Source organism: Pseudomonas sp. TH31, from assembly GCF_016650815.1.
Lineage (GTDB): Bacteria > Pseudomonadota > Gammaproteobacteria > Pseudomonadales > Pseudomonadaceae > Aquipseudomonas.
In genome coordinates this window covers 401,420-425,074 of sequence record NZ_JAEKEZ010000014.1, presented here as the reverse complement: position 1 = coordinate 425,074, position 23,655 = coordinate 401,420, and the positions used below count along the sequence as shown (strand labels likewise).

General features: G+C 60.9%; 16 protein-coding genes and 3 pseudogenes. 17 read left to right on the top strand and 2 right to left on the bottom strand.

Going from position 1 to position 23,655, the window contains the following annotated elements:
• The first annotated feature begins 187 nt into the window (after positions 1 to 187).
• The 15 genes and pseudogenes from JFV26_RS12305 to JFV26_RS12235 all read left to right on the top strand — a co-directional run bounded on the left by JFV26_RS12305 (position 188) and on the right by JFV26_RS12235 (position 19,669).
• Positions 188 to 1,540, top strand: coding sequence for a TolC family outer membrane protein (locus tag JFV26_RS12305; RefSeq protein WP_201192588.1), 1,353 nt, complete (start codon positions 188 to 190; stop codon positions 1,538 to 1,540).
• Between the two features lie 42 nt (positions 1,541 to 1,582).
• Entirely contained in the window at positions 1,583 to 3,739 is a 2,157-nt protein-coding gene (locus JFV26_RS12300) for a type I secretion system permease/ATPase (protein WP_201192586.1), read from the top strand.
• A complete protein-coding gene (locus JFV26_RS12295) occupies positions 3,729 to 5,096 on the top strand; it encodes an HlyD family type I secretion periplasmic adaptor subunit (protein WP_201192584.1) in 1,368 nt (455 codons plus the stop codon). The genes JFV26_RS12300 and JFV26_RS12295 overlap by 11 nt, the downstream gene beginning before the upstream one ends.
• 265 nt (positions 5,097 to 5,361) lie before the next feature.
• Positions 5,362 to 6,249 (top strand): TauD/TfdA dioxygenase family protein, encoded by an 888-nt coding sequence (locus JFV26_RS12290; protein WP_201192581.1) that lies wholly within the window; start codon positions 5,362 to 5,364, stop codon positions 6,247 to 6,249.
• Between the two features lie 17 nt (positions 6,250 to 6,266).
• Entirely contained in the window at positions 6,267 to 7,292 is a 1,026-nt protein-coding gene (locus JFV26_RS12285; RefSeq protein WP_201192578.1) for an ABC transporter substrate-binding protein, read from the top strand.
• Between the two features lie 5 nt (positions 7,293 to 7,297).
• Positions 7,298 to 8,158: an ABC transporter ATP-binding protein gene (locus JFV26_RS12280; protein WP_201192575.1), complete on the top strand. Its 861-nt coding sequence runs from the start codon at positions 7,298 to 7,300 to the stop codon at positions 8,156 to 8,158.
• A 20-nt stretch (positions 8,159 to 8,178) separates the two neighbouring features.
• Positions 8,179 to 9,046 (top strand): annotated as a pseudogene (locus JFV26_RS12275) (ABC transporter permease).
• Between the two features lie 143 nt (positions 9,047 to 9,189).
• Positions 9,190 to 10,109, top strand: a pseudogene (locus JFV26_RS12270) (LysR family transcriptional regulator).
• 186 nt (positions 10,110 to 10,295) lie between these two features.
• Positions 10,296 to 11,825: an MFS transporter gene (locus JFV26_RS12265; protein ID WP_201192572.1), complete on the top strand. Its 1,530-nt coding sequence runs from the start codon at positions 10,296 to 10,298 to the stop codon at positions 11,823 to 11,825.
• Between the two features lie 26 nt (positions 11,826 to 11,851).
• On the top strand, positions 11,852 to 12,916 hold the full coding sequence (locus JFV26_RS12260; RefSeq protein ID WP_201192569.1) for an HlyD family secretion protein: 1,065 nt from the start codon (positions 11,852 to 11,854) through the stop codon (positions 12,914 to 12,916).
• Positions 12,913 to 14,460 (top strand): efflux transporter outer membrane subunit, encoded by a 1,548-nt coding sequence (locus JFV26_RS12255; protein WP_201192566.1) that lies wholly within the window; start codon positions 12,913 to 12,915, stop codon positions 14,458 to 14,460. Before JFV26_RS12260 ends, JFV26_RS12255 begins: the two co-directional genes overlap by 4 nt.
• Positions 14,461 to 14,968: 508 nt before the next feature.
• A complete protein-coding gene (locus tag JFV26_RS12250; RefSeq protein ID WP_201192563.1) occupies positions 14,969 to 15,751 on the top strand; it encodes an efflux RND transporter periplasmic adaptor subunit in 783 nt (260 codons plus the stop codon).
• Positions 15,748 to 17,067 (top strand): HlyD family efflux transporter periplasmic adaptor subunit, encoded by a 1,320-nt coding sequence (locus JFV26_RS12245; RefSeq protein ID WP_201192560.1) that lies wholly within the window; start codon positions 15,748 to 15,750, stop codon positions 17,065 to 17,067. Before JFV26_RS12250 ends, JFV26_RS12245 begins: the two co-directional genes overlap by 4 nt.
• Positions 17,068 to 19,163 (top strand): annotated as a pseudogene (locus tag JFV26_RS12240) (biotin/lipoyl-binding protein). It abuts the gene before it with no gap.
• 11 nt (positions 19,164 to 19,174) lie between these two features.
• Entirely contained in the window at positions 19,175 to 19,669 is a 495-nt protein-coding gene (locus tag JFV26_RS12235) for a GNAT family N-acetyltransferase (protein ID WP_201192557.1), read from the top strand.
• Between the two features lie 88 nt (positions 19,670 to 19,757).
• Here the strand turns inward: JFV26_RS12235 and JFV26_RS12230 are convergent, their stop codons facing one another.
• Together JFV26_RS12230 and JFV26_RS12225 are read right to left on the bottom strand one after the other, a co-directional pair.
• Positions 19,758 to 20,069, bottom strand: coding sequence for a DUF6916 family protein (locus JFV26_RS12230; protein WP_201192554.1), 312 nt, complete (start codon positions 20,067 to 20,069; stop codon positions 19,758 to 19,760).
• Between the two features lie 54 nt (positions 20,070 to 20,123).
• Positions 20,124 to 20,711, bottom strand: coding sequence for a phage tail protein (locus tag JFV26_RS12225; protein ID WP_201192552.1), 588 nt, complete (start codon positions 20,709 to 20,711; stop codon positions 20,124 to 20,126).
• 213 nt (positions 20,712 to 20,924) lie between these two features.
• Here JFV26_RS12225 and JFV26_RS12220 point away from each other — a divergent pair, with 213 nt between their 5' ends.
• Together JFV26_RS12220 and JFV26_RS12215 are read left to right on the top strand one after the other, a co-directional pair.
• Positions 20,925 to 22,499 (top strand): glycosyltransferase family 39 protein, encoded by a 1,575-nt coding sequence (locus JFV26_RS12220; RefSeq protein ID WP_201192550.1) that lies wholly within the window; start codon positions 20,925 to 20,927, stop codon positions 22,497 to 22,499.
• A 300-nt stretch (positions 22,500 to 22,799) separates the two neighbouring features.
• Positions 22,800 to 23,645, top strand: a complete 846-nt coding sequence (locus JFV26_RS12215) for a sulfotransferase (protein ID WP_201192548.1) — start codon at positions 22,800 to 22,802, stop codon at positions 23,643 to 23,645.
• Positions 23,646 to 23,655 lie beyond the last annotated feature (10 nt).

Below are 23,655 nucleotides of genomic sequence, written 5' to 3'. Positions count from 1 at the left end.
ATGGGTGCCATCCTAAACAATCGCCCCAGTAATGTCACATTGATATTTAAGCGGCGACCTGTCCTACAGCGTGTGATCCAGTTCCTGTTTTGAACTTTCCGACATACGGTCATTCCGGTTGCCATCATCCGACGCAGCACCTTTATTTGCTGTGATTCAAGACAAGAAGTCCTGGGATATTTCCAACATGCGTTCGTACCTATTCAAGGCTTTACCTTTCGCCCTCGCCGCCAGTTTTGCCCAAGCCCAATCCTTGCCGGAAGCCATGCAACAGGCACTGGATGTCCATCCGGAAATCCAGGCAGGTGTTAACAGTCGATTGGCCGCGGATTATCAATTAAAGGCAGCCAAAGGTGGATACCTGCCACGGGTCGATCTGCTCGGCGGTTATGGTCGCGAAGGCTCTGACAACGCCACGACCCGGGCCGACACCGGCACCAATCACTGGGACACTTTGAACCGCGGCGAGTCGAGCTTGCGTCTTTCGCAAATGGTTTTTGACGGTTTTGCGACGTCCAGCGAAGTAGGGCGTCAACAAGCCACCGTTAATTCCCGTGCTTATGCGTTGCTCGGTACCTCGGAGCGCACTGGGCTCACCGTCGCCCAGGTCTATCTGGATGTGCTGACCCGCCGCGAATTTGTGCGTCTTGCTGAAGAAAACCTGAAGAGCCACGAGCGGATTTTCGACCAGATCAAATTGCGCACCTCCCGCGGTGTAGGCAGCGGCGCTGACCTCGATCAGGCCGAAGCGCGTATGGCTCAGGCCCGCAACAACCTGATCACCGAACAGACCAATCTGGCCGACGCCGAGACCAACTTCCTCGCTGCCGTGGGCCAGATGCCCGATCAACTGGAGCGTCCGGCGCCGTTCATGGCATTGCTGCCAGCCAATCTGAATGAAGCCCGCCAGCAGATGCTGGAAAACAGCCCGATCCTGCGTTCCGCCGAATCCGATATCTCCGCCGCCGAAAAGCAGTACGAAGCCGCCAAGTCGACTTTCTACCCGCGTTTTGACGCCGAGCTGGGCCGCACCGCCGACAATAACCTCGACGGTCAGGTGGGCCACAACAACGAATGGCAAGCTATGCTGCGCATGCGCTTCAACCTGTTCGCCGGTGGCAGCAACAAGGCTGATCTGGAATCCAAGTCCTACCTGTCTACCCAGGCGCTGGATATCCGCAACAACGCCCTGCGCGAGTTGAACCAGGAGTTGGGCCTGGCCTGGAACGCCCAGAACAACGCCAACGCCCAAGTGCCGATTGCCCAGCAATATGTGGACCGCAGCACCGCCGTGCGCACCGCTTACCAGAAGCAATTCAGCCTCGGTCAGCGCACCTTGCTCGACTTGCTCGACAGTGAAAACGAACTGTTCACGGCTTCCCGTCGTTTGGAGGAAATCAAAAACATTCAGTTATTTACTCAGTACCGAATCAAGGCGACCATGGGCGAGTTGCTCAAGAGCCAGGGAGTGGTCGCACCGTTGGCATCCGTCGTGCAGAACGACGTGAAGCCAAAGGTCCAACTGCCCGGTATGAATTGAGCAGAACCTTCATTGTTCAATTGTTAGCCAAGAGTGCCGAGCGTGGAATCAGAAGTCAGTCGAGTTCAACTCATTCATGATCCACGCGCGCTACATGACGATCCGTTACTGGATGGCCTGCTAGCTCTGTGCACGCTGCATCAAAAACCAGCCAGCGCCGCGATGCTGACCACCGGCCTGCCGTTGCCCAAACAGCGCCTGAGCGTCGAGTTGCTGCCCCGTGCAGCCGCTCGCGCCGGCCTGCAAGGCCGAGTGCTGCAACGCAAGCTGGAAGACATTCCGGCAATTGCCATGCCTGCGTTGTTGCTGCTCAAGGACGGTCGCAGTGCGGTGCTGCTCGGCTGGCTCGGTGAAGATCAGGCTCGCGTGCTGCTCAGCGAAACCGATGGCGGCGAAAGCGTCGTCAGCCGTGAACTGCTGGCCGACGACTACATCGGCAAAGTCTTCTTTGCTCAACCCCAACACAAATTCGACGTCAATCACGGCACGCTGATCCCCCGTGCGCGTTCGTGGTTTCGCGACACCCTCAAGCGTTCGCGCTGGCTTTACGCCGACGCCATCGCCGCCAGTTTCCTGATCAACATCATCGCCATGGCCGCGCCGCTGTTTGTGATGAATGTCTACGACCGCGTCGTGCCGAACCAGGCCGAATCGACCCTGTGGGTATTGGCGATCGGCATCACCGGCGCTTACCTGTTCGACCTGATCCTCAAGAGCCTGCGCAGCCTCTGTCTGGACCTGGCCGGCAAGAAAACCGACCTGATTATCTCGGCCACATTGTTCGAGCGTATCGTCGGCATGGCCATGAAGTGCCGCCCGGCCCGGGTCGGCAGCTTTGCCCAGAACATCCACGAGTTTCAGAGCCTGCGGGACTTCCTCGCGTCGCTGACGCTGACCAGCTTGATCGACCTGCCGTTTACGCTGTTGATCTTCATGGTCATCGCGATCCTCGGCGGACACCTGGTGTGGATCCCGGTCCTGGCGTTCCCGATTGCCCTGCTGATCGGTTATGCGCTGCAGAAGCCATTGGTGGCGACCATGGAACGGACCATGGCCCTCGCCGCCGAGCGTCAGTCGAGCCTGATCGAAACCCTCGCCGGCCTCGATGCTGTGAAGGTCAACAACGCCGAAAGCGAACGTCAGTACCAGTGGGAACAGACCATCGGCACCCTCAGCCGCCTCGAACTGCGGGTGAAAATGCTTTCCGGCCTGGCGATGAACATCACCTTGCTGATCCAGCAACTGGCCGGGGTGATCATGATCGTCTTCGGCGTGTACCAGATCATCGACGGCCACCTGAGCATGGGCGGTCTGATTGCCTGCTATATGCTCAGCGGCCGTGCGCTGAGCCCGCTGGCCTCGTTGTCCGGTCTGTTGACCCGCTACCAGCAAGCGCGGGTGACCATGACTTCGGTCGACCAGATGATGGAACTGCCGCAAGAGCGCAATTTCGAAGAGCGCCCACTGAGCCGCAAAGTGCTGCAAGGCGCCATCGAGTGCCGTCAGTTGAACTTCACTTACCCGAATCAGCAAAACGCCGCGCTGAAGAATATCAACCTGATCATCAAGCCCGGCGAAAAAATCGGCATCATCGGTCGCAGCGGCTCGGGCAAAAGCTCCCTGGCCAAACTGTTGGTAGGCCTCTATCAGCCGAATGACGGTGCGTTGCTGGTGGATGGCGTCGACATCCGTCAGATTGACGTCAGCGAGCTGCGCCACAACATCGGCTACGTGCCTCAGGACATTCAATTGCTCTCCGGCACCCTGCGCGACAACCTGGTATCCGGTGCGCGCTATGTAGAAGACGAACTGGTGCTGCAAGCCGCCGAACTGGCCGGTGTCCACGAATTCGCCCGTCTGCACCCGCAAGGTTACGAGCTGCAAGTCGGCGAGCGTGGGCAGAACCTGTCCGGCGGCCAGCGCCAGAACGTGGCCCTGGCTCGTGCGCTGTTGCTCAACCCGCCGATCCTGCTGCTCGACGAACCGACCAGTGCCATGGATAACACGGGCGAAGAACGTCTCAAACAACGCCTGGCTGCGGTGATTGAAAACAAAACCGTGGTGCTGGTGACGCACCGTGCGTCGCTGCTGTCGCTGGTGGATCGCCTGTTGGTGATCGACCGTGGGCAGATTCTCGCCGATGGCCCGAAAGCCGTAGTGATGGAAGCGTTGAAAAAGGGGCAGATCAGTGTCGCATAAGCCGGGTTTCAAAGACTCTATCCGCCGTTACTTCAAAGGTTCCGCCTCGCTGCAAGGCCAACCGCTGCCGGAAGTGAACAAAGCGCTGATCGAAGATGCGCCGCGCGTGGTGCGGCTGACCATTTGGGCGATCATCGGCTTCTTCGTGTTCCTGATGCTCTGGGCCAACTTCGCGGTCATCGACGAAGTGACCAAGGGCGACGGCAAGGCGATTCCATCGTCCAAGATCCAGAAAATCCAGAACCTTGAGGGCGGTATCGTCTCCGAGCTCTATGTCAAGGAAGGGCAGATCGTCGAGGCCGGCGCGCCGCTGATTCGGCTGGACGACACGCGGTTCGCTTCCAACGTCGGTGAAACCGAGGCTGATCGCCTGTCGATGCTGCTGCGCGTCGAGCGCTTGAGCGCCGAGGTCGATAACCGCCCGCTGAACTTCCCGGCCGATGTCCTCAAGGCTGTGCCGAACCAGGCTGCCAGCGAAGAGTCGCTGTACACCAGCCGTCGTCAGCAATTGCACGACGAAATCGGGGGGTTGCAGGAGCAGTTGATCCAGCGTCAGCAAGAGCTGCGTGAGTTCACCTCCAAGCAGGCGCAGTACCGCAGTGGCCTGGCGTTGCAACGCCAGGAAATCAACATGTCCGAGCCGTTGGTGGCTCAGGGCGCGGTGTCGCCGGTGGAAGTACTGCGACTCAAGCGTGCCGAGGTGGAAACCCGTGGGCAACTGGACGCGACCACCCTGGCCATTCCACGCGCCGAATCGGCGATCAAGGAAGTGCAGCGCAAGATTGACGAGACCCGCGGCAAATTCCGCAGCGAAGCGCTGACTCAGCTCAACGAAGCCCGCACCGACCTGAACAAGGCCCAGGCCACCGGCAAGGCACTGGAAGACCGGGTCAGCCGCACGCTGGTGACCTCGCCGGTGCGCGGCATCGTCAACAAACTGCTGGTGAACACCATTGGCGGCGTGATCCAGCCGGGCGTCGACCTGGTGGAAATCGTGCCGCTGGACGACACCTTGCTGGTGGAAGCAAAAGTGCGCCCGCAAGACATCGCCTTCCTGCACCCAGGGCAAGAGGCGACGGTGAAATTCACCGCGTACGACTACACCATTTATGGTGGGCTCAAAGCCAAGCTTGAGCAGATCGGTGCCGACACCATCACCGATGAAGACAAGAAAACTACGTACTACATCATCAAGCTGCGTACTGATCGCAGTCATCTCGGCACGGATGAAAAGCCGCTGCTGATTATTCCGGGGATGGTGGCGTCGGTGGACATCATTACCGGCAAGAAGACCATTCTCAGCTACCTGCTCAAGCCGATTATCCGGGCGCGGGCCGAGGCGCTGCACGAGCGGTAAACTGAAAAGATCGCAGCCTTCGGCAGCGCCTACATGGGTATGGCGTACACCTGCAGGCGCTGCCGAAGGCTGCGATCTTTTGATTTTCTGCCATATCGTTATTCACTAACGGTATTTAAATTTCAATTCTTATATCTATAAAGTCACTCTCCTGCGTACCTGTCGACCAATCGGCGCGCCGCACGACACGAACCAACACGGGACCTCCGTGAGTTTCTGATCGACGCGCGCGCCCTTGAGCGTGCCGTGCGTGGGAGTGATTTAAATGTCAGCTGTTTCTGCATCTCAAAGTGTCGCGCCGCAAACCTTCGACATCCGCCCGTTCAGCGGCGCCGTCGGTGCCGAAATCATCGGCCTGGACCTGTCCCGCCCGATCAATGACCAGGACTTCGCCCGCATCCACCGCGCGCACCTGGATCATCACGTGGTGGTGTTCCGCGACCAGCGCATTACCCCCGAGCAGCAAATCGACTTCAGCCGACGTTTCGGTGTGTTGCAGATCCATGTGCTCAAGCAGTTCCTGCTGGCTGGCCACCCGGAAATCCTCATTGTTTCCAACATCATCGAAAACGGCGTGTCCGTCGGTCTCGGTGACGCCGGCAAGTTCTGGCACTCTGACCTTTCCTATAAAGAACTGCCTAGCCTGGGCTCGATGCTGCACGCCCAGGAGCTTCCGTCGGAGGGCGGCGACACCCTGTTCGCCGACCTGCATAAAGCCTGGGATGGCTTGCCCGGCGCGCTGCGTAAAGCTGTCGAAGGTCGTTCGGCCGCGCACTCCTACACGGCGCGCTACAGCGAAACCAAATTTGAAGGCAACTGGCGCCCGACCCTGACCCCGGAGCAACTCGCCCAAGTGGCCGAAGTGGTTCATCCGATCGTCCGCACTCACCCGGAAAACGGCCGCAAGGCATTGTTCGTCAGCGAAGGCTTTACCACTCGCATCGTCGGTCTGCCGGAAGACGAGAGCAAACAACTGCTCGACGAGCTCTACGCCCATAGCGTGCTGCCGCAGAACATCTACCGCCATCAGTGGCAGCCCCACGACCTGGTGTTCTGGGATAACCGTTCGCTGATTCACCTTGCCGCCGGCTGCCCAAGCTACCTGCGCCGCAAGCTGTTTCGCACCACCATCCAGGGCGACGCGCCTTTCTGATTTGTCGGAGATTCATCATGTCCAAACGTCTTCCATTTGCGCCGTTGGCGGCTGCCATCGGCCTCGGTTTCAGCCTGGTCGCCGGTAGCCTGGTGGCGCCGGCCGTGGCCCACGCCGAAGGTGAAATTCGCATCGCCGAGCAGTTCGGCATCGTTTACCTGTTGCTCAACGTGGTCCGCGATCAAAACCTGATCGAAAAGTACGGCAAGCAGGAAGGCGTCGACATCAAGGTCGACTGGACCCAGCTCTCGGGCGGCGCGGCGGTCAACGATGCGTTGCTCTCCGGTTCCATCGACATTGCCGGTGCCGGCGTCGGGCCGTTGCTGACCATTTGGGACCGCACCCACGGCAAGCAAAACGTCAAAGCCGTGGCCTCGCTGGGCAACTTCCCTTACTACCTGCTGAGCAACAATCCGAATGTTAAAACCATCGCCGACTTCACCGAGAAGGACCGCATTGCGGTGCCAGCAGTCGGGGTCTCGGTACAGTCGCGCTTCCTGCAATACGCGGCGGCCAAGCAGTGGGGCGACAAGGAGTTCAATCGTCTTGACAAGTACACTGTCGCGGTTCCGCACCCTGACGCGACCGCAGCCTTGATCGCCGGTGGTACCGAGTTGTCCGGGCATTTCTCCAATCCGCCGTTCCAGGATCAGGCGCTGGAAAATCCGAACGTCCACGTGGTGCTCAACTCCTACGACGTGCTCGGTCCAAACTCGCCGACGGTGCTGTTCGCCACCGAGAAATTTCGCGACGAGAACCCGAAAACCTACAAAGCCTTCGTTGAGGCCCTGACCGAAGCGGCCGAGTTTGCGCAGAACGACAAAGGCGCAGCTGCCGACACCTATATCCGCGTCACCAAGGCGAAAATCGACCGTGCCACGCTGCTGAAAATCATTGATAACCCGCAGTTCGAATTCAGTGTCACGCCGAAAAACACCTACCCGCTGGCTGAATTCCTCTACCGCGTCGGCGCGATCAAAAACAAACCGGAGTCGTGGAAGGATTACTTCTTCCAGGACGCCAAACCGCTGCAAGGGAGCTGATCAAGATGAACGCCCCCTTGCAAGGCCACACGGCCAGCAGCCCGACCGCAACAGCCCAAGCGCTGTTGTCGGTCGACCAAGTCAGCCTGGAATACCGCACGCCGCAGCGGGTGGTTCGGGCCACCCATCAGGTCAGTTTCGAAATCGATCCGGCGGACCGCTTTGTGCTGCTCGGCCCATCCGGCTGCGGCAAATCAACGTTACTCAAAGCGGTCGCCGGGTTCATCCAGCCGTGTGAGGGCGAGATTCGTCTTCAGGGGCAGACCGTCCACGCACCGGGCCCGGACCGGATCGTGGTGTTCCAGGAATTCGATCAACTGCCGCCGTGGAAAACCGTCAAACAGAACGTGATGTTTCCATTGCTGGCGTCGAAAACCCTCAAGCGAAAAGAGGCCGAAGAGCGGGCGCTGCACTATCTGGACAAGGTCGGGCTGGCGGCGTTTGCCGATGCCTACCCGCACACCTTGTCCGGCGGCATGAAGGCGCGGGTGGCGATTGCTCGGGCGTTAGCCATGCAGCCGAAAATACTGCTGATGGACGAACCCTTCGCCGCGCTCGATGCACTCACCCGGCGCAAGATGCAGGAAGAATTGCTGCTGCTCTGGGAAGAGGTGCGGTTCACCCTGTTGTTCGTCACGCACTCCATCGAAGAAGCGCTGGTGGTGGGCAATCGGATCCTGCTGTTGTCGCCGCACCCGGGTCGGGTACGGGCGCAAGTCCATAGTCATCAATACGACTTGCACAGCCTCGGTGGCGTGGCGTTCCAGGAATCGGCGCGGCGGATTCATCGGTTGTTGTTCGATGAAGGCCAGTCGCCGGAAACCGAGCGTGAGCTGGATTTTTCCGACATTCGCATCGCTTATTGAGCCATTGAGAGGATTGCCCGATGAGCCATCTATCGTCCCCGCGTGAAGAATTCGAAACCGTCTTGCAGCCGCTGACCAGCGTACCGCTGGAGCGTGAACTGCCGCTTGGGCAACGCCTTTGGCAGCAAGGCTGGTTGCGCAAAAGCCTGATCCTGATATTGCTGGCCGTGCTGTGGGAAGTTGTCGCGTGTATTCAGAACAACGACCTGCTGCTGCCGAGCTTTCTGCAAACCGGCAGTGCCCTGTATGACGGCCTGCTCAGCGGTGAGTTGCTGAACAAAGTCTGGATTTCGCTGATCGTATTGTTGAAGGGTTACCTGATCGGCATCGTGCTGGCGTTTGCCCTGACCACCCTGGCGGTCTCGACGCAGTTCGGTCGCGACCTGCTGAGCACGCTGACCTCGATGTTCAATCCGTTGCCGGCCATTGCGCTGTTGCCACTGGCGTTGCTGTGGTTCGGCCTGGGACAGAACAGCCTGATTTTCGTGCTGGTGCATTCGGTGCTGTGGGCCTTGGCGTTGAACACCTACGCCGGGTTTCTCGGCGTCTCGGAAACCCTGCGCATGGCTGGACGTAATTACGGCCTCAAGGGCATGCGTTTTTGTGCTGTTTATCCTGATTCCGGCAGCGCTGCCATCGATTCTTGCCGGGCTGAAAATCGGCTGGGCGTTTGCCTGGCGTACGTTGATCGCGGCAGAGTTGGTGTTTGGGGCTACCAGTGGCAAGGGTGGTCTGGGTTGGTACATTTTTCAGAATCGTAATGAGCTGTACACCGATAAGGTGTTTGCCGGGCTGGCGGTGGTGATACTGATTGGGTTGCTGGTGGAGAACCTGGTGTTCGACACGCTGGAGCGGGTGACGGTGAAGCGCTGGGGGATGCAGCGGTAGGAGCAAAGCTTGCTCGCGATGAACGATTACGCGGTAAATCTGACCCACCGCGGCGCTTCAATCGCGAGCAAGCTTTGCTCCTAAGGGGGATTCACTGCTAGCATTGCGCCTGAGTCAATCCTGATCAGCCATGAGTGCTCAGCATGCAACTCCCGGACATGAACCTGTTGGTCGCCCTCGATGCCTTGCTCGACGAAGGCAGTGTGGTCGGTGCCGCGCGGCGGATGAACCTCAGCCCGGCGGCCATGAGCCGAACCCTGACCCGAATCCGCGAGGCCATTGGCGACCCGATCCTGGTGCGCGCCGGGCGTGGACTGGTGCCGACCCCCAAGGCACTGGCATTGCGCGAGCAGGTGCGGGACGTGGTGGAGCAGGCGGCGCTGTTGTTCCGTTCGGCGGACGCAGTGGAACTGGGCACGTTGCGCCGTCGCTTCAGCATTCGCGCCAATGACTTTTTCGTTGGCGTTTACGGCGGAAAATTGTTCGACACGATGGAGCGTCAAGCCCCGCACTGTGAACTACGTTTCGTTCCGGAAGGCGATGGTGACGATGAGGCGCTGCGCGAAGGGCGGATCGACCTGAGCATCAGTAACAATCGCCCGTCGATGCCGGAAGTTAAGGTCCAAAACCTGTTTTCCACTCAGTTCGTTGGCTTGGCCCGGGAGATCACCCGTTGTTTGCCGAAGAGGTCACGGCCGAGCGCTACGCCGGGTTTTCCCATATCAGCGTGTCCCGTCGCGGCATCGCCCGCGGGCCGATTGATACGGCGCTTGAGGCGTTGGGGCTGGAACGGCGGGTGGCGGTGATTGCACCGAGTTTCCATGCGGCGATGTTTGCACTGCCTGATTCCGATCTGTTACTGCCGGTGCCCAAGGAAGCACTGCTGAGCGTGCGGCGTTTGGGCCTGAGGCTGCGCTCATTCACTCTGCCGATTCCGTTGCCGACGTTGATGCTTACCCAGGCATGGCATCCGCGCTTCGACAAAGACCCGGCCCACCGCTGGATGCGCGAAACCCTCAAGGCTTGTTGCGACGAGACCTGGCTGGCCGCGCAACCGGTTTGAAGATCAAAAGATCGCAGCCTTCGGCAGTTCCTACGCGCCTGTGGGCGCCGCCGAAGGCTGCGATCTTTTGATGTTGGCTTTTGTATTGCTGCGTCTGACGCACTTATAACCTTCCAACAAGTCAATTTTCGTAACGCCTTACACTTCCTAAAATGCTTCGGTATTTCCTTTCCGGAGCAGCAGTAAATGACTTCCCTCACGGCCCCTCTCGCCGCCGCGAGCCCCACCGCCGTTACGCCACCGGTCTTCGGTCCGCGGATCATCATCGGTCTGGTGGGCGTGTTGCTGGCGGTACTGGTGTCGGGCCTGAACGAGATGGTGACCAAAGTCGCCCTGGCCGACATTCGCGGTGCGCTGGCCATCGGTTACGACGAAGGCACCTGGCTGGTCGCCAGTTACACCGCGACCTCGGTGGCGGCGATGGCGTTTGCGCCGTGGTGTTCGGTGACGTTCTCGTTGCGGCGTTTCACCCTCTACGCCATCGGCGTCTTCACCTTGCTCGGCGTGCTCTGCCCGTTCGCGCCGAATTACGAAAGTCTGTTGCTCATGCGCATCTTGCAAGGCCTGGCCGGCGGGGCGTTGCCGCCGATGCTGATGACCGTTGCGCTGCGTTTCCTGCCGACCAACGTCAAGCTATACGGCCTGGCCGGTTATGCCCTGACTGCGACGTTCGGTCCCGGCCTCGGCACACCATTGGCCGGGTTATGGACCGAGTACGTCGGCTGGCAATGGGCCTTTTGGCAAATCATCGTGCCGTGCCTGATCGCCATGGCGGCGGTGGCCTACGGTTTGCCCCAGGACCCCTTGCGCCTGGAGCGCTTAAAGCAGTTCAACTGGCGTGGCTTGCTGCTGGGCTTTCCGGCGATCTGCATGCTGGTGATCGGCATCCTGCAGGGCAATCGGCTGGACTGGTTCGAATCGAGCCTCATCTGCTTTTTGCTCGGCGGCGGGTTGCTGTTGCTGGTGCTGTTCCTGATCAACGAATGGTCACAGCCGATTCCGTTTTTCAAGCTGCAGATGCTCGGCATTCGTAATCTGTCGTTTGCTTTGATGACCCTCGCCGGAGTCTTGGTGGTGCTGTTGGCGGTGGTGATCATTCCGTCCAGCTACCTGGCGCAGGTCCAGGGTTATCGGCCGATTCAGACCGCGCCGATCATGCTGCTGGCGGCGCTGCCGCAATTGATCGCGCTGCCGTTGGTGGCGGCGCTGTGCAACCTGCGCCGGGTCGATTGCCGTTGGGTGCTGGGGGTTGGTCTGAGCATGCTGGCGTTGTCCTGCATTGGTGGTTCGCAACTGACGTCGGCGTGGATTCGCGACGACTTCTATGGGCTGCAGCTGCTGCAAATCTTCGGTCAGCCCATGGCGGTGTTGCCGCTGTTGATGCTCTCCACCGGCAGCATCACGCCGATGGAAGGGCCGTTCGCCTCGGCCTGGTTCAACACCGTCAAAGGCCTGGCCGCAGTGATCGCCACCGGCGTACTCGATGCGTTGACCACCTCACGGCTGCATTTTCACTCGACCATGTTGGTCGACAGTCTCGGCAACTCGCCCTTGGCCGACAGCGACAGCGCCGGCCTTGCTCATCGGCTGCATGAGCAGGCCGTGGTGCTGACGTCTTCCGATCTCTATCTGTGCATGGCCGGCGTCGCGGTGGTGCTGATCCTGCTTATTTTCTGGCTGCCGACGCGGATCTATCCGCCGCGCGCGGCGAATTGAATGCTTCATTGAAACAGAAGGTTTTTATGACGACTTATCCAAAGCAAAGAGTGGCTGTCGGCGTTACCGCAGCCATCGCGGTTGGCGTGCTGATGTATCTGGTCGCGCCGGGGCTGTTCGGCAAGCGCACGCAACAGAGTACCAACGACGCCTTTGTCTCGGCGGATATCACCCTGGTGGTGCCACGGGTCGCAGGGTTTATCAAGGAGGTGTTGGTCGAGGACAACCAGCAGGTCAAGGCCGGGCAGTTACTGGCGTTGATCGATGACCGGGACCTGCGCGCCGCCGCCCAGGCCGCCGATGCTGAAACCCTGGTGGCCAGGGCGCAACTGCAAAACGCTCGGGCGACTCTTGAGCGCCAGGCATCGGTGATCGCTCAGGCTCAGGCCACGGTGGTTTCGGCCAAGGCCGAAATGGCCTTCGCCGAGCATGAACTGAACCGCTATAACCACCTCGCGGGCGTGGGCGCCGGTACGGTGCAGAACGCGCAACAGGCGCGGACGCGCATCGACCAGGCCACCGCGCGGATGGCCAACGCCACGGCGGTGCTGGCGGCGGAACGCAAGCAGGTGGAGATCCTTACCGCCCAGCGTGATGCCGCCGAAGGTGGGTTGAAGCGCTCGCAAGCGGCGTTGGAAATGGCCAGCTACGAGCTGTCTTACACCCGCATCGTTGCGCCGCAGGACGGCATGGTCGGTGAGCGTGCGGTGCGGGTCGGCGCTTATGTGACGCCGGGCAGCAAGATTCTGGCGGTGGTGCCGCTGGCTCAGGCTTATGTGGTCGCCAACTTCCAGGAGACTCAACTGACGGATGTGCAGCAGGGGCAGGACGTGCGGATTCGTGTCGACAGCCTCGGTGGCGAGGCGTTGAGCGGTCGGGTCGAAAGCATTGCTCCGGCCACCGGAGTGACGTTTGCTTCGGTCAAACCGGACAACGCCACTGGGAACTTCACCAAAGTGGTGCAGCGCATTCCGGTGAAAATCGTGCTTGAGCCGGGCCAGCCGCTGGCTGGGCGATTGCGGGTGGGGATGTCGGTTGAGGCGAGGATTGATACGGCCAGCGTTGATAAGAGCGAGGTCGTTCAACGATGAAAATCTTTGTTGGCCCGTCTGGCGCCTTCGCGAGCAAGCCCGCTCCCACATTAAAATGCATTCCCCTGTGGGAGCGGGCTTGCTCGCGAAGAGGCCGGCAGTTTCAACTTACCTTTTGCGCCTTGTTAGTCATGAGCCTTACTGCTTGCACAGTCGGCCCTGACTTCGAAAAACCGGAGCCACAGCAAATTCGCGAATGGTCAAAACCGTCCAAAACTGCCGATAGCCAAACCACCACCCACCCCATGGACGAACGCTGGTGGGAGATTTTCCACGACCCGAAACTCTCGATCCTGACCCAACGTGCCCTGACCGATAACCTCGACCTGAAACTCGCCAGCAGCCGCTTGCAGCAAAGCCGCGCCGCTCGCCAGGTGATCACCGCCGACCGTTATCCTCACACCGCCGCGACCGGCAGTTACGGGCGCGAGCGCAATAGCTCGGTGGGCCTGAGCGATCCGTCGGGCAAAAGCGGTGACTCGGGGTTCAACCTCTGGGACGCCGGTTTCTCCGCGTCCTGGGAACTGGACTTCTGGGGCCGCGTGCGCCGTGAAACCGAAGCTGCCGACGCGACCCTCGAAGTCGCGGAAAACGATCGGCGCGGCGTGCTGCTCTCGGTGTTGGCCGAAACCGCTCAGGACTACATCCAGCTGCGCGGTGTGCAGAACACCCGGGCCGTCACCGAACAGAACCTCGACGTCGCCCGGCACAGTCTGAAGCTCTCGCAACTGCGCCTGGCCGACGGCGTGGCCACGGACCTGGACGTCGCCGAAGCGGCCGCTCAAGTGGCGGCCATCGAGTCTCGCCTGCCGGCACTGGAGCAGCGTCAGTCACAACTGATCAACGCCCTGAGCCTGTTGATGGGCGAGCCGCCGCAAGCGCTGCAAGCCGAGTTATCCACAGACGCCCCGGTGCCACAGACTCCGGGTCAGGTTGCCATCGGCCTGCCGTCGCAACTGGCCGAGCGTCGCCCGGACATCCGTCAGGCCGAAGCCCGGCTGCATGCCGCGACTGCAAGCATCGGCGTGGCCAAGGGCGATTTCTATCCGCGGATTACGCTGTCGGGCAACGTCGGCTCGCAGTCCATGCAACTGAGCGATTTCGGTTCCTGGAGCTCGCGTTCGTTTGGCATCGGCCCGCAATTGCGCCTGCCACTGTTCGACGGCGGTCGCCTGCGCGGCATGCTTGACCTGCGCGAAGCCCAGCAACAGGAAGCAGCGCTGGCCTACCAGCAAACCGTGCTGCGCGCCTGGCATGAAATCGACGATCAACTGACCGCCTACAACGCCAGCCAACTGCGCCGCGACAGCCTCGCCGAAGCCGTACGCCAAAACCAGATCGCCCTGAGCACCGCGCAACAGCAATACGTGGAAGGCGCGGTGGACTTCGTCAACGTGCTGACGGTGCAGGGCGAATTGTTGGCGACGCAACAGCAATGGGTCGAGAGTTCTACCGGGGTGTCGCTGGCGATGGTGGGGTTATACAAGGCGTTGGGGGGAGGGTGGGAGTCGGTTTATCCGGTGGCTGAGACGGTGCAGCGCTAATCGGTCGCAAAAATTGAAAGACCGGCCGAAGCCCAATGCCGATCAGTTAAGCTAAACACGATCTGTAGCAGCTGGCGAAGCCTGCGTTCGGCTGCGCAGCAGTCGTAAATCCTGCACACGCGGTTTGCCTGAAAGAACTGAGGGACTGATCTGACGACTGCTGCGTTCGGACGCGGCCCGAACCGAACGCAGGCTTCGCCAGCTGCTACAAAGAGCGTGTGTCACCTGAGATCTTCTTAACTGATCGGCATTAGGCCGAAGCCGGTTTTTACGCCCCTAACGGCCAGATGAACTAAATCGCTGCGTACAAGGGGTTGTACGGCGAGATTACGCTGGCCGCTCATGCCCGCAATGGACGACTGCCCGAGGAAGGCGCAGGACGCGTCTTGGCAGTTTGTAAGGAAATGAACACAGGTCGCTTGGCGCGCTCTTTCAGCAATGATGGCTATTCGCTTGACGCAACCCCCCGCTGTCGTAGACTCCGACCATCCGTAAGGGAGTCACGGTTATGCGACGTTTTGGAAGTTGGGTTCTAGGATTGACCTTTGTAACGTGCGCAGTACAGGCGCAAACGCCTGCGCCAGATGATCCGCTGTTGGATAACAGTGCGGTCGGTGGCAGTGTGCAGGCCAGCAGCGAAGCCCGTGGCGTGCTTCGGGCTCGGGATCAAGCTGTGCTCGCCAGTGAGTTGCCGGGGCGGATTGTCGAGTTGCCGTTCAGCGAGGGCGAGTCGTTCAAGAGGGGCGACACCCTGGCGCGTTTCGATTGCTCGGGTTTTCAGGCCCAGCTCAATGCGGCGCAGGCTGCCACCCGTGGGGCCAGTGAAGAGCTGGCGCACAACCGGCAATTGGCAGCGTTGAATTCGGTCGGGCGTTTTGAAGTGGCGCGGGCCGAGGCCAAGGTCAGCGAAACCCAGGCGCAGTCCCAGGTTTATCAGGTGCAGGTCAAACGCTGCAGCGTGCTGGCGCCGTTCGACGGTCAAGTCGTCGAGCGCAAGGTCCAGCGTTATGAAAGCGTGGCTGCCGGCGCGCCGTTGCTGGATGTGGTCGATAACCGGACCCTGGAAATTCATTTGCTGATTCCATCGCGCTGGATGGGCAAGCTCAAGCCCGGCCAGACCTTCAGTTTTGTGCCCGATGAAACCGGTCAGCCGCTGGATGCCACGGTCAAGCGCCTGGGCGCGCGGATTGATGAAGGCAGCCAGACTTTGCTGCTGGTGGCGACGCTGCCCAACGCCACAGGCTTGTTGGCTGGCATGAGCGGAACGGCGCGTTTCGCGGAGCTCAAGTGAACGCCCCGGTGACGGGCGGCGCCGAACAGGTGTTCGCCCGGTTTCTCGACCTCGAACGCCTGACCCGCGCGGCTCGCACCCCGGCGCAACTGGCCTACAACCTGGTCAACGACGGTCAGGCACTCTTCGGTTTCCGCCATGCGGCGTTGTTGATTGCTGGCAAGGTGCAGGCGGTGACCGGCGTCAGCACGGTGGACCCGAACGCGCCGTTTGTGGCGTTTGTCGAACAGGCGGTAGCGCAGTTGTTCAAGCTCGACCTGTTGAAGCAGGCGCGAGTGATTGCCCCCACGCTGCTGAGCGAACCGATTCAGGCCGACTGGCAAAGCCTTTCCAGCGCCCAGGTTTTCTGGCTGCCGCTGGTGGATCATCAGGGCGAGGTGTTTGGCGGTTTGTGGCTGGCCCGAGACGTTGCGTGGAACCCGCCCGAACAGATCCTGCTGTCGCAACTGGGCGACACCTACAGTCATGCCTGGCTGGCGCTGCAACCGCGCAAACCCTGGCGGCTGCGCTGGACGCGTAAACGTCAGGTGGCGTTGGTGGCGGTGTTGCTGCTGGGGTTGTTGATTCCGGTGCGCCAATCGGTACTGGCGCCTGCCGAAGTCGTGCCGTTGGGAGGGCGCGTGGTGGCGGCGCCGCTGGATGGGGTGATCGCCGAGTTCCTGGTCAAACCCAACCAGACGGTAAAAACCGGCGACTTGCTGCTGCGTTTTGAAAGCACGACCCTCAAGGCCCAGGCCGATGTGGCAGAGCGTGCGCTGGGTGTGGCCGAAGCCGAGCTTAAGGCTAACTCTCAGCGTTCGTTCGCCGATGCTGAATCCAGTTCGAAGATAGATTTACTGGCGGCACGAGTCGAGCAGAAACGCGCTGAGCGCGATTACGCCCGGGAGTTGCTCAAACGCAGCGAAGTCCGTGCCGAACGCGATGGCATCGCGGTGTTTGCCGACGCCGATCGCTGGACCGGCAAACCGGTGCAGACCGGCGAGCGGCTGATGGAAATCGCTGACCCCAACCAGGCTGAACTGCGTATCGAGCTGGCCGTGGGCGACGCGATTGCCCTGGAGCCGGGGGCGCAGGTCGCGCTGTTCCTCGACAGCGATCCCTTGCAGCGCCATTTGGCCAAGCTGGAACGTTCAGCCTACGAGGCACAGCCCACGGCGGGCGGACAACTGGCCTATCGGCTGGATGCCAATTTCGAAAATACCCCGCCGCGTATCGGTTTGCGTGGCACTGCGAAAATTTTCGGCGACCGGGCGCCGCTGGCGTTGTACCTGTTACGCCGGCCATTGGCCGGGTTGCGGCAAAGCGTGGGCCTCTAGATGGCTTTGCCGAGCTTGCGGGCCGACCTGCAATTGTCGGCCGCCGCCCCAGCCCTCGATGGCTCGCCGCGCTGGACCCTGGCCGACCCGGTGCGCGGGCGCTATTTCAAACTCGGCGCGACGGCGATGCGCTTGCTGCGACATTGGTCCCTCGGCGATCCCGAGCAGGTGTTGCGCGCCGCCAACCGTGAGCCAGGTTTGCCGCTGGACGGCGCCGAGCTTGAGCAATTGCTGGGTTTTTGCGCAGTCACGACTTGATCACCGCACTCGATCCGCAACAACGCGCCAGCTACAGCCTGAAGGCCGCCGCTCAGCGTCGCAGCCTGTGGCAAATCCTGCTGCATCAATACCTGTTTTTCCGTATTCCACTGTGGCGCCCCGACGCGTTTCTCAATCGAGCGTGGCCTTGGCTGGAGCGTTTTGGGCCGCGGGCGTTGCGCTATGGATTACCGGCCACCCTGGGGCTGGGGGTGTTTCTGGTGTCAAGGGACTGGCAACGCTTCGTCGCGACGTTCCCGCATTTGTTCAGCCTCGGTGGTGCACTGTCGTTCGGCATGGCGCTGTTTTTCGCCAAGCTTTGTCATGAGTTCGGCCACGCGTTCATGGCCAAACGCGCCGGTTGCCGGGTGCAGAGCATGGGCGTAGCGTTCATGGTGATGCTGCCGATGTTCTATACCGATGTCAGCGACGCCTGGCGGGTCAACGATCGGCGTGCCCGGCTGCTGATCGGTGCTGGCGGCGTAATGGCGGAACTGCTGCTGGCCTGCATCGCGTTGCTGGCCTGGTCGCTGCTGCCGGACGGCCCCGCACGTACGGCGGCGTTCATGCTGGCCAGTGCCACGTGGATCACCACGCTGGTGATCAACCTCAACCCGTTCATGCGTTTCGATGGGTACTTTTTACTCAGCGATTTTCTTGAAGTGGACAACCTTCAAGGCCGGGCCTTTGCCCTGTGCCGCTGGCGTCTGCGCGAGTTTCTGTTTGGCTACGGCGAATCGGCGCCGGAGCCGTGGTCGCCGAAGATGCAGCGGCGTTTGTTGATGTGGGGGTATGGCTCATGGTTGTGGCGTGCGGTGTTGTTTTTCGGGATCGCGCTGGCGGTCTACCACCTGTTCTTCAAGGTATTGGGGATTTTCCTGATGCTGGTGGAATTGGTGTGGTTCATTTTCCTGCCGATCATGAGTGAGTGGCGCCAGTGGTGGACCCGGCGGGAACAGGCCCACGGGCCGCGGGTGTTGCTCAGCGGCCTGGCGTTGCTCGGCGTCCTGCTGGTGCTGGTGTTGCCATGGCGCAGTGCGGTTGAGTTGCCGACGATGCTGGAGGCCGGACGCGCCAGTGCCTTGCATGCGCCAGTGGCGTCGCGGGTCAAGAGCGTGAATGTGCATGATGGTCAGGTGGTTGCCGAGGGTGATGTGCTGGTCGAGCTGGAATCGCCGGATCTGGACTCGCGCCAGGCTATCGTCCGCCAGGAAATCCAGATCCAGCAGTTGCAGATGCGCCGTCAGGCCGGTCGCAGCGAAACGGCAGCGGACGCCAATATTGTCGAACAGCGCCTGGCCGAAGCGGTGGCCGAATACCGCGGGCTGGCCGCTCAGCGCGAGCGCCTGTTGCTGCGCGCGCCCCACGCCGGCACGGTGCGCGATTTACTGCCGCAACTGGTGCCCGGTCGTTGGCTGGCCACCAAAGAGCCGTTGGCGCGGGTGGTCGAAGACGGGGCGCGGTTGCGCGGTTATCTGGCCGAGGCGGACCTCTGGCGTGTGACGCCGGGCGCGCACGGGCGCTTTATCGCCGACGACCCGATGCACCCGGCGGTCGCCGTGCAACTGACGGACATCGACGCCAATGGCATCTCTTATGTTGATCAGGAAGCGCTGACGTCTGACCATCACGGGCCGATTGCCATACGCCGTGATCAGTTGCAACGGGCCGAGCCGGTGCAAGCGCAATACGGAGCACGGCTTAGCCTGCTCGACAACGCGCCGACGCCGATACAACCCCTGCGCGGCATCGTGGTGTTGCAGGGCAGCGGTGAATCGTTGCTGGGAACGGCCTGGCGGCGCCTGGCGGCACTGGGTGTGAGGGAAAGCGGTTTCTAAGGGAGAGCAGCATGGCGAACAACGGTGCAGTGGCGGCGGACGGTTTGGTGGTGCGGCCTTCGCGGGCCAGTGATGGGCCTTTTCTGCAACGCCTGTATCAGGCGGCCCGGCCCGATCTGCAATGGATCGACGGCGAGCCCGAACGGGTGGACGCGTTGGTGACGCAGCAGTTTCGGGTGCAGGAGCAAGGGATCGAGGATGAATATCCCAACGCGATGCATTACGTGGTGGAAAAACTCGACACACCCATCGGCGCACTGACCACGGATTTCGGCCCCAATGAAATTCGCGTGTTGTACCTGGCGTTTATTCCTCAGGCTCGCGGCCAGGGGTATGGCCGCACGGTGCTGCAAGGGGTGCAAAAAGCCGCACAGCAAATCCGCTGCCCGGTGGCAACGGTGGTCTGGGCCAGCAATCCCCATGCGCGTCGCCATTATCTGGCGCTGGGGTTTGAGGTCGAGGAGCGCAATCCGGCGGCGGAGCGGTTGGTCTGGTATCCCGCATAGATCAAAAGATCGCAGCCTTCGGCAGCTCCCACAGGTGATTGTATTTCTCCTGTAGGAGCTGCCGAAGGTTGCGATCTTTTGCGTTCATTCAGTTGAATGCAATATGGAAATACGCCACCGCCGGATCCCGTCCCATTGCCGGTACGCGGGACACAAAAATATTCTGCACCGCACCCAGTCCCGGCAGTTCCAGTGCACATAACCCGTCCACAAACTCCGTAGGTTCGAGGCTGTTGAACCCGACACCAAACGGCACGCGTTTGCTGTTGGGCAACTGTGAGCGAGGTTTTTGCTCAAGGCTGTCGATATGGATCGGCAGTTCACTGCCATCGGGCAAGCGCAAAGTGGTGGTCTGGCCCAGCAGCAGTTGGAAGTGTTGGTCTTGAACCTGTTCCAGCATGGTGTCACTCCAGCAAGGTGAGTGGCCGGGGGAGATGAGTCCCCCGGCGGCGTTTCAGTTGCGCGAAGGGAACATGCCTTGCAGCGCGATGCTGAAGTTCAGCACCAGGAACGGGTTCATGCTGGCCATCGGCAGGCCGGTGCCGGTGGGCGAAACGGAGCCGGACACCGTGGTGGCCGCGCCTTTGAGCGCAACGGGCGAGGCACCCTGGGCATCGGAGTAGATGGTCGCCAGGCCTGGCCCGCCACCCGAGGCGCCGAGGTAGGCATTGGTCGTGGTAGGCACGCTGGCCGGGTTGCTCGCCGGGTTGGCCAGTTGCACAGTGGTGGTCGCCGTGATCCCGGTCAGGGTGTGGGTGTGGTTGGGCAGGTTGCCGAGGGTGGCGGTGATGTTCTCGGTCCCGGAGTTTTCACCCATGACGCGTGTGGTCAGGCCCGGGCCGGTGCCCTGGCAGATCGGCAGGCGACTTTGCAGGTTGGGCAGCCCGAACGTCTGGCTGCCGTTACCGCCATAGACGGTCCCCAGTAGCGCAAACAAGGCTTGATACTGCTGGATGTTCATGATCTGACCGTTACACAAGGCCCAACCGTTGGGCGCATAGTTAAAGCCAAACGTCATGACGGTACCCATAAATACGTCCATATATCCTCATCCTTCAGGTAAGTGGTCTGGCGGGCCCCGCGTCTATGCGTGGCCAAGTCACGCCAAGCCAGAGCGTAGCCCCGGATCGGCTGCGCTGCCGGGTGTCGTAATGAACAAAGCCAGCATCGACGGCTACCCTGTGGCTGGCCTAAAGTGACGGCATGTTTCAGGGGCCACACCGTCGTGGTTTTTCCGGCACCGCAAGAGGAAGCAATGGAGGCGCGTAGAGAAACGCCGGTTGGCGACACGCAAGATCCCCACGCAGCGCCAGGCGCCTGGATGGGCGCGCAACGATGGGTTCGTTGGGCCAGAGAACATTGGTTGCTGCCGATCATGGTATTGGCGGCACTGGTGCGTTTCTACGACCTGACGGCCGCCGCGATCTGGGGAGACGAAGGCTCCAGCCTGTTACTGAGCCAGCATTCGTTGAGCGAAATCTGGGCGCATGCCGCCCACGATGTACACCCACCGCTGTACTTCATGCTGTTGCATGGCTGGATCGTCTGGTTCGGCGACGGCATTTTTTCAATCCGCGCCCTGAGTGCATTGCCGGGGATCATCACGGTCGGGCTGGGCGTGTGGCTGGTGGATCTGCTCGCCACCCGGCGCGCCGCGTTGCTGGCCGGGATCCTGCTGGCGCTGTTGCCCACCGCGGTGCGTTACAGCCAGGAAGTGCGCATGTACTCCTGGCTCGGCCTTTTACTGATTGGCGCCACGATTGCGCTGGTGTACTGGGTCCGGCAACCCCGGCGTAACGGCTATCTGGTGGTGTATTCGCTGCTGATGGCAGCGGCGTTCTATACCCACTATTTCACTGCGCTGTGCGTGATCAGTCACTGGCTGTGGCTGGCTGTGGTGCGTGTGCAGCCGGGTTATCGCCTGCGGCATATCCAGCGTCCAGCCTGGTGGTTGGCGAACTTGGCGATTGTGCTGTTGTACCTGCCTTGGGTGCCCAACCTGACTGATCTGGTGCAGCACATGGATGCGCTCAAGGCCAACGGCGATGTCGGCTGGGAAGACCCGGTCACGTTGAGTTCGTTGCCGTCGATGATCTGGTCGCTGCTGACCCAGGACGACGGCGCAACGTTGCCGCGCTGGCTATTCATCACTTTGCCGGTGGCGTTGCTGGCGGTGATTGGCGTGGCGCTGGCGCGCGATCGCAGCGTATTTCGCGGCAGTATCCTGCTGGCGCTTTTCGGCGTGCTGCCGATCCTGCTGGTATTCGCGGTGTCGTTCATCTCGCCGGTGTTCATTGAACGTTATTTGACCGCCTATGCGCTGGGCTTGCCGATGCTGGTAGCGCTGGCGGTTGATCGGCTGTACAGCGGTTTTCGGGTGCTGGCCCTGGCCATTCTGGTGCTGTTCATCGGAGTCGAACTGGTGGGGGTGAACAACAACGCCACGGTCGATCCCAAGGATCAGGTCAGTGTGGTGGTCGACTACGTCAATCAGCATTTCGTCCCCGGCGACCAGATTGTGACGGGGGATATGCTCTGGTACCTCGTTTACGTCTATTACAACCGCACCGGGGTCAAGCCGCTGTTGTACACACCGCCCCTGGCCAACGGCGCGTCGAGCCGCCCGAATGCCTATGGTTTTGGTACGTTGGTGACCAGCGATGCCTATGTGGACAGCCTTGGCGATCTGCTCAACAGCGGCACACGCGTCTGGCTGATTGGCTTGGCGGACATGCCCGACGAGTTTGCGACATCATTGCCGGCAGACTGGCACAGCGTCAGCGAGAAGAAGGCGGGCGGGGTCAGGGCGAGGTTGTTTGTGCGGCAGTGAGGGCATAGCCAAGGCGCCCATTGGCGGCCTCGGCCTGTCGGTCTATGTCCAACGCAACTCTCGGAATTTGCCTGTAAGTTTGGGGGGACGCCATCTGATATTCCGGTCTTGGTGGCTCGACGGCTCTAACGCCCGGACCGCTGGTCGGCCCCCACTACGCCGCTTATACGCTTCACCTGAAATACGGTGACGTTCAGCGCGTTTTTGTATCGACCAAGCTCCAATTTGATATCAAAAGCCCATTAGTGGAAACCCCATCCATAGACTACGCTTTGTCCTACAAATGGACTTACGACTACGGTGAAGGGATTGCAACAGTTCCACTTTATCTCCGGCTTGCCACGTTCAGGCTCGACCCTGCTTTCTGCCATTCTTTTGCAGAATCCGCGTTTTCACGCTGGCATGACCAGCCCGGTCGGCTCTCTCTTCAGCAGCGTCCTTGATCAATGCAGCGCCGGCAGCGAGTTTGGTGCGGTGATCGATACTGGCCTGCGCCGCCGCCTGCTTCACGGGTTGTTCGACTCTTTTTACGCCGACAAGGCCGACAAACCGGTGGTGTTCGACACCAACCGGCTGTGGAGCTCGCGTCTGCCGGCCATCAACGACTTGTTCCCCAAAGCCAGGGTGATTGCCTGTGTGCGCAACGTCGCCTGGGTGATGGACAGCCTTGAACGCCTGTACCGCGCCAATCCTTATGAAAACACCAAGTTGTTTGTCGACGGGGCTGAGCGCAATACCGTTTACAGCCGTTGCGAAACCCTGGCCCAGCGCAATCGCCTGGTGGGTTTTGCCTGGGCGGCGCTCAAGGAAGCGTATTACGGCGAACAGGCCGAGTCGTTGCTGATCGTCGATTACGACCTGCTGACCCAGGCCCCGGAGCGGGTGCTGCGGCTGGTTTACGACTTCATCGAAGAGCCGTGGTTCGAGCACGATTTCAACAACCTGGCGTATGACGCGCCGGCATTCGATCAAGGCCTCGGGATCGCGGGCCTGCACAAGGTCAAACCCAAGGTTGAACTGCAAACCAGGCGCACCATCCTGCCGCCGGATTTGTTCAAGCAATACGCAGAGTTGTCCTTTTGGCTCGATGGCTCAGCCAGCGCCGCCAATGTCATTCGTATGAAAGCCGACGCCGCGATCAGTTGATCGCGGCGTT

Coding starts and splice junctions, on each gene's coding strand:
- JFV26_RS12280 (WP_201192575.1), top strand. CDS start 7,298: ATGAACGCCCCCTTGCAAGGCCACACGGCCAGCAGCCCGACCGCAACA.
- JFV26_RS12285 (WP_201192578.1), top strand. CDS start 6,267: ATGTCCAAACGTCTTCCATTTGCGCCGTTGGCGGCTGCCATCGGCCTC.
- JFV26_RS12235 (WP_201192557.1), top strand. CDS start 19,175: ATGGCGAACAACGGTGCAGTGGCGGCGGACGGTTTGGTGGTGCGGCCT.
- JFV26_RS12265 (WP_201192572.1), top strand. CDS start 10,296: ATGACTTCCCTCACGGCCCCTCTCGCCGCCGCGAGCCCCACCGCCGTT.
- JFV26_RS12225 (WP_201192552.1), bottom strand. CDS start 20,711: ATGGACGTATTTATGGGTACCGTCATGACGTTTGGCTTTAACTATGCG.
- JFV26_RS12250 (WP_201192563.1), top strand. CDS start 14,969: ATGCGACGTTTTGGAAGTTGGGTTCTAGGATTGACCTTTGTAACGTGC.
- JFV26_RS12260 (WP_201192569.1), top strand. CDS start 11,852: ATGACGACTTATCCAAAGCAAAGAGTGGCTGTCGGCGTTACCGCAGCC.
- JFV26_RS12220 (WP_201192550.1), top strand. CDS start 20,925: ATGGAGGCGCGTAGAGAAACGCCGGTTGGCGACACGCAAGATCCCCAC.
- JFV26_RS12305 (WP_201192588.1), top strand. CDS start 188: ATGCGTTCGTACCTATTCAAGGCTTTACCTTTCGCCCTCGCCGCCAGT.
- JFV26_RS12255 (WP_201192566.1), top strand. CDS start 12,913: ATGAAAATCTTTGTTGGCCCGTCTGGCGCCTTCGCGAGCAAGCCCGCT.
- JFV26_RS12230 (WP_201192554.1), bottom strand. CDS start 20,069: ATGCTGGAACAGGTTCAAGACCAACACTTCCAACTGCTGCTGGGCCAG.
- JFV26_RS12290 (WP_201192581.1), top strand. CDS start 5,362: ATGTCAGCTGTTTCTGCATCTCAAAGTGTCGCGCCGCAAACCTTCGAC.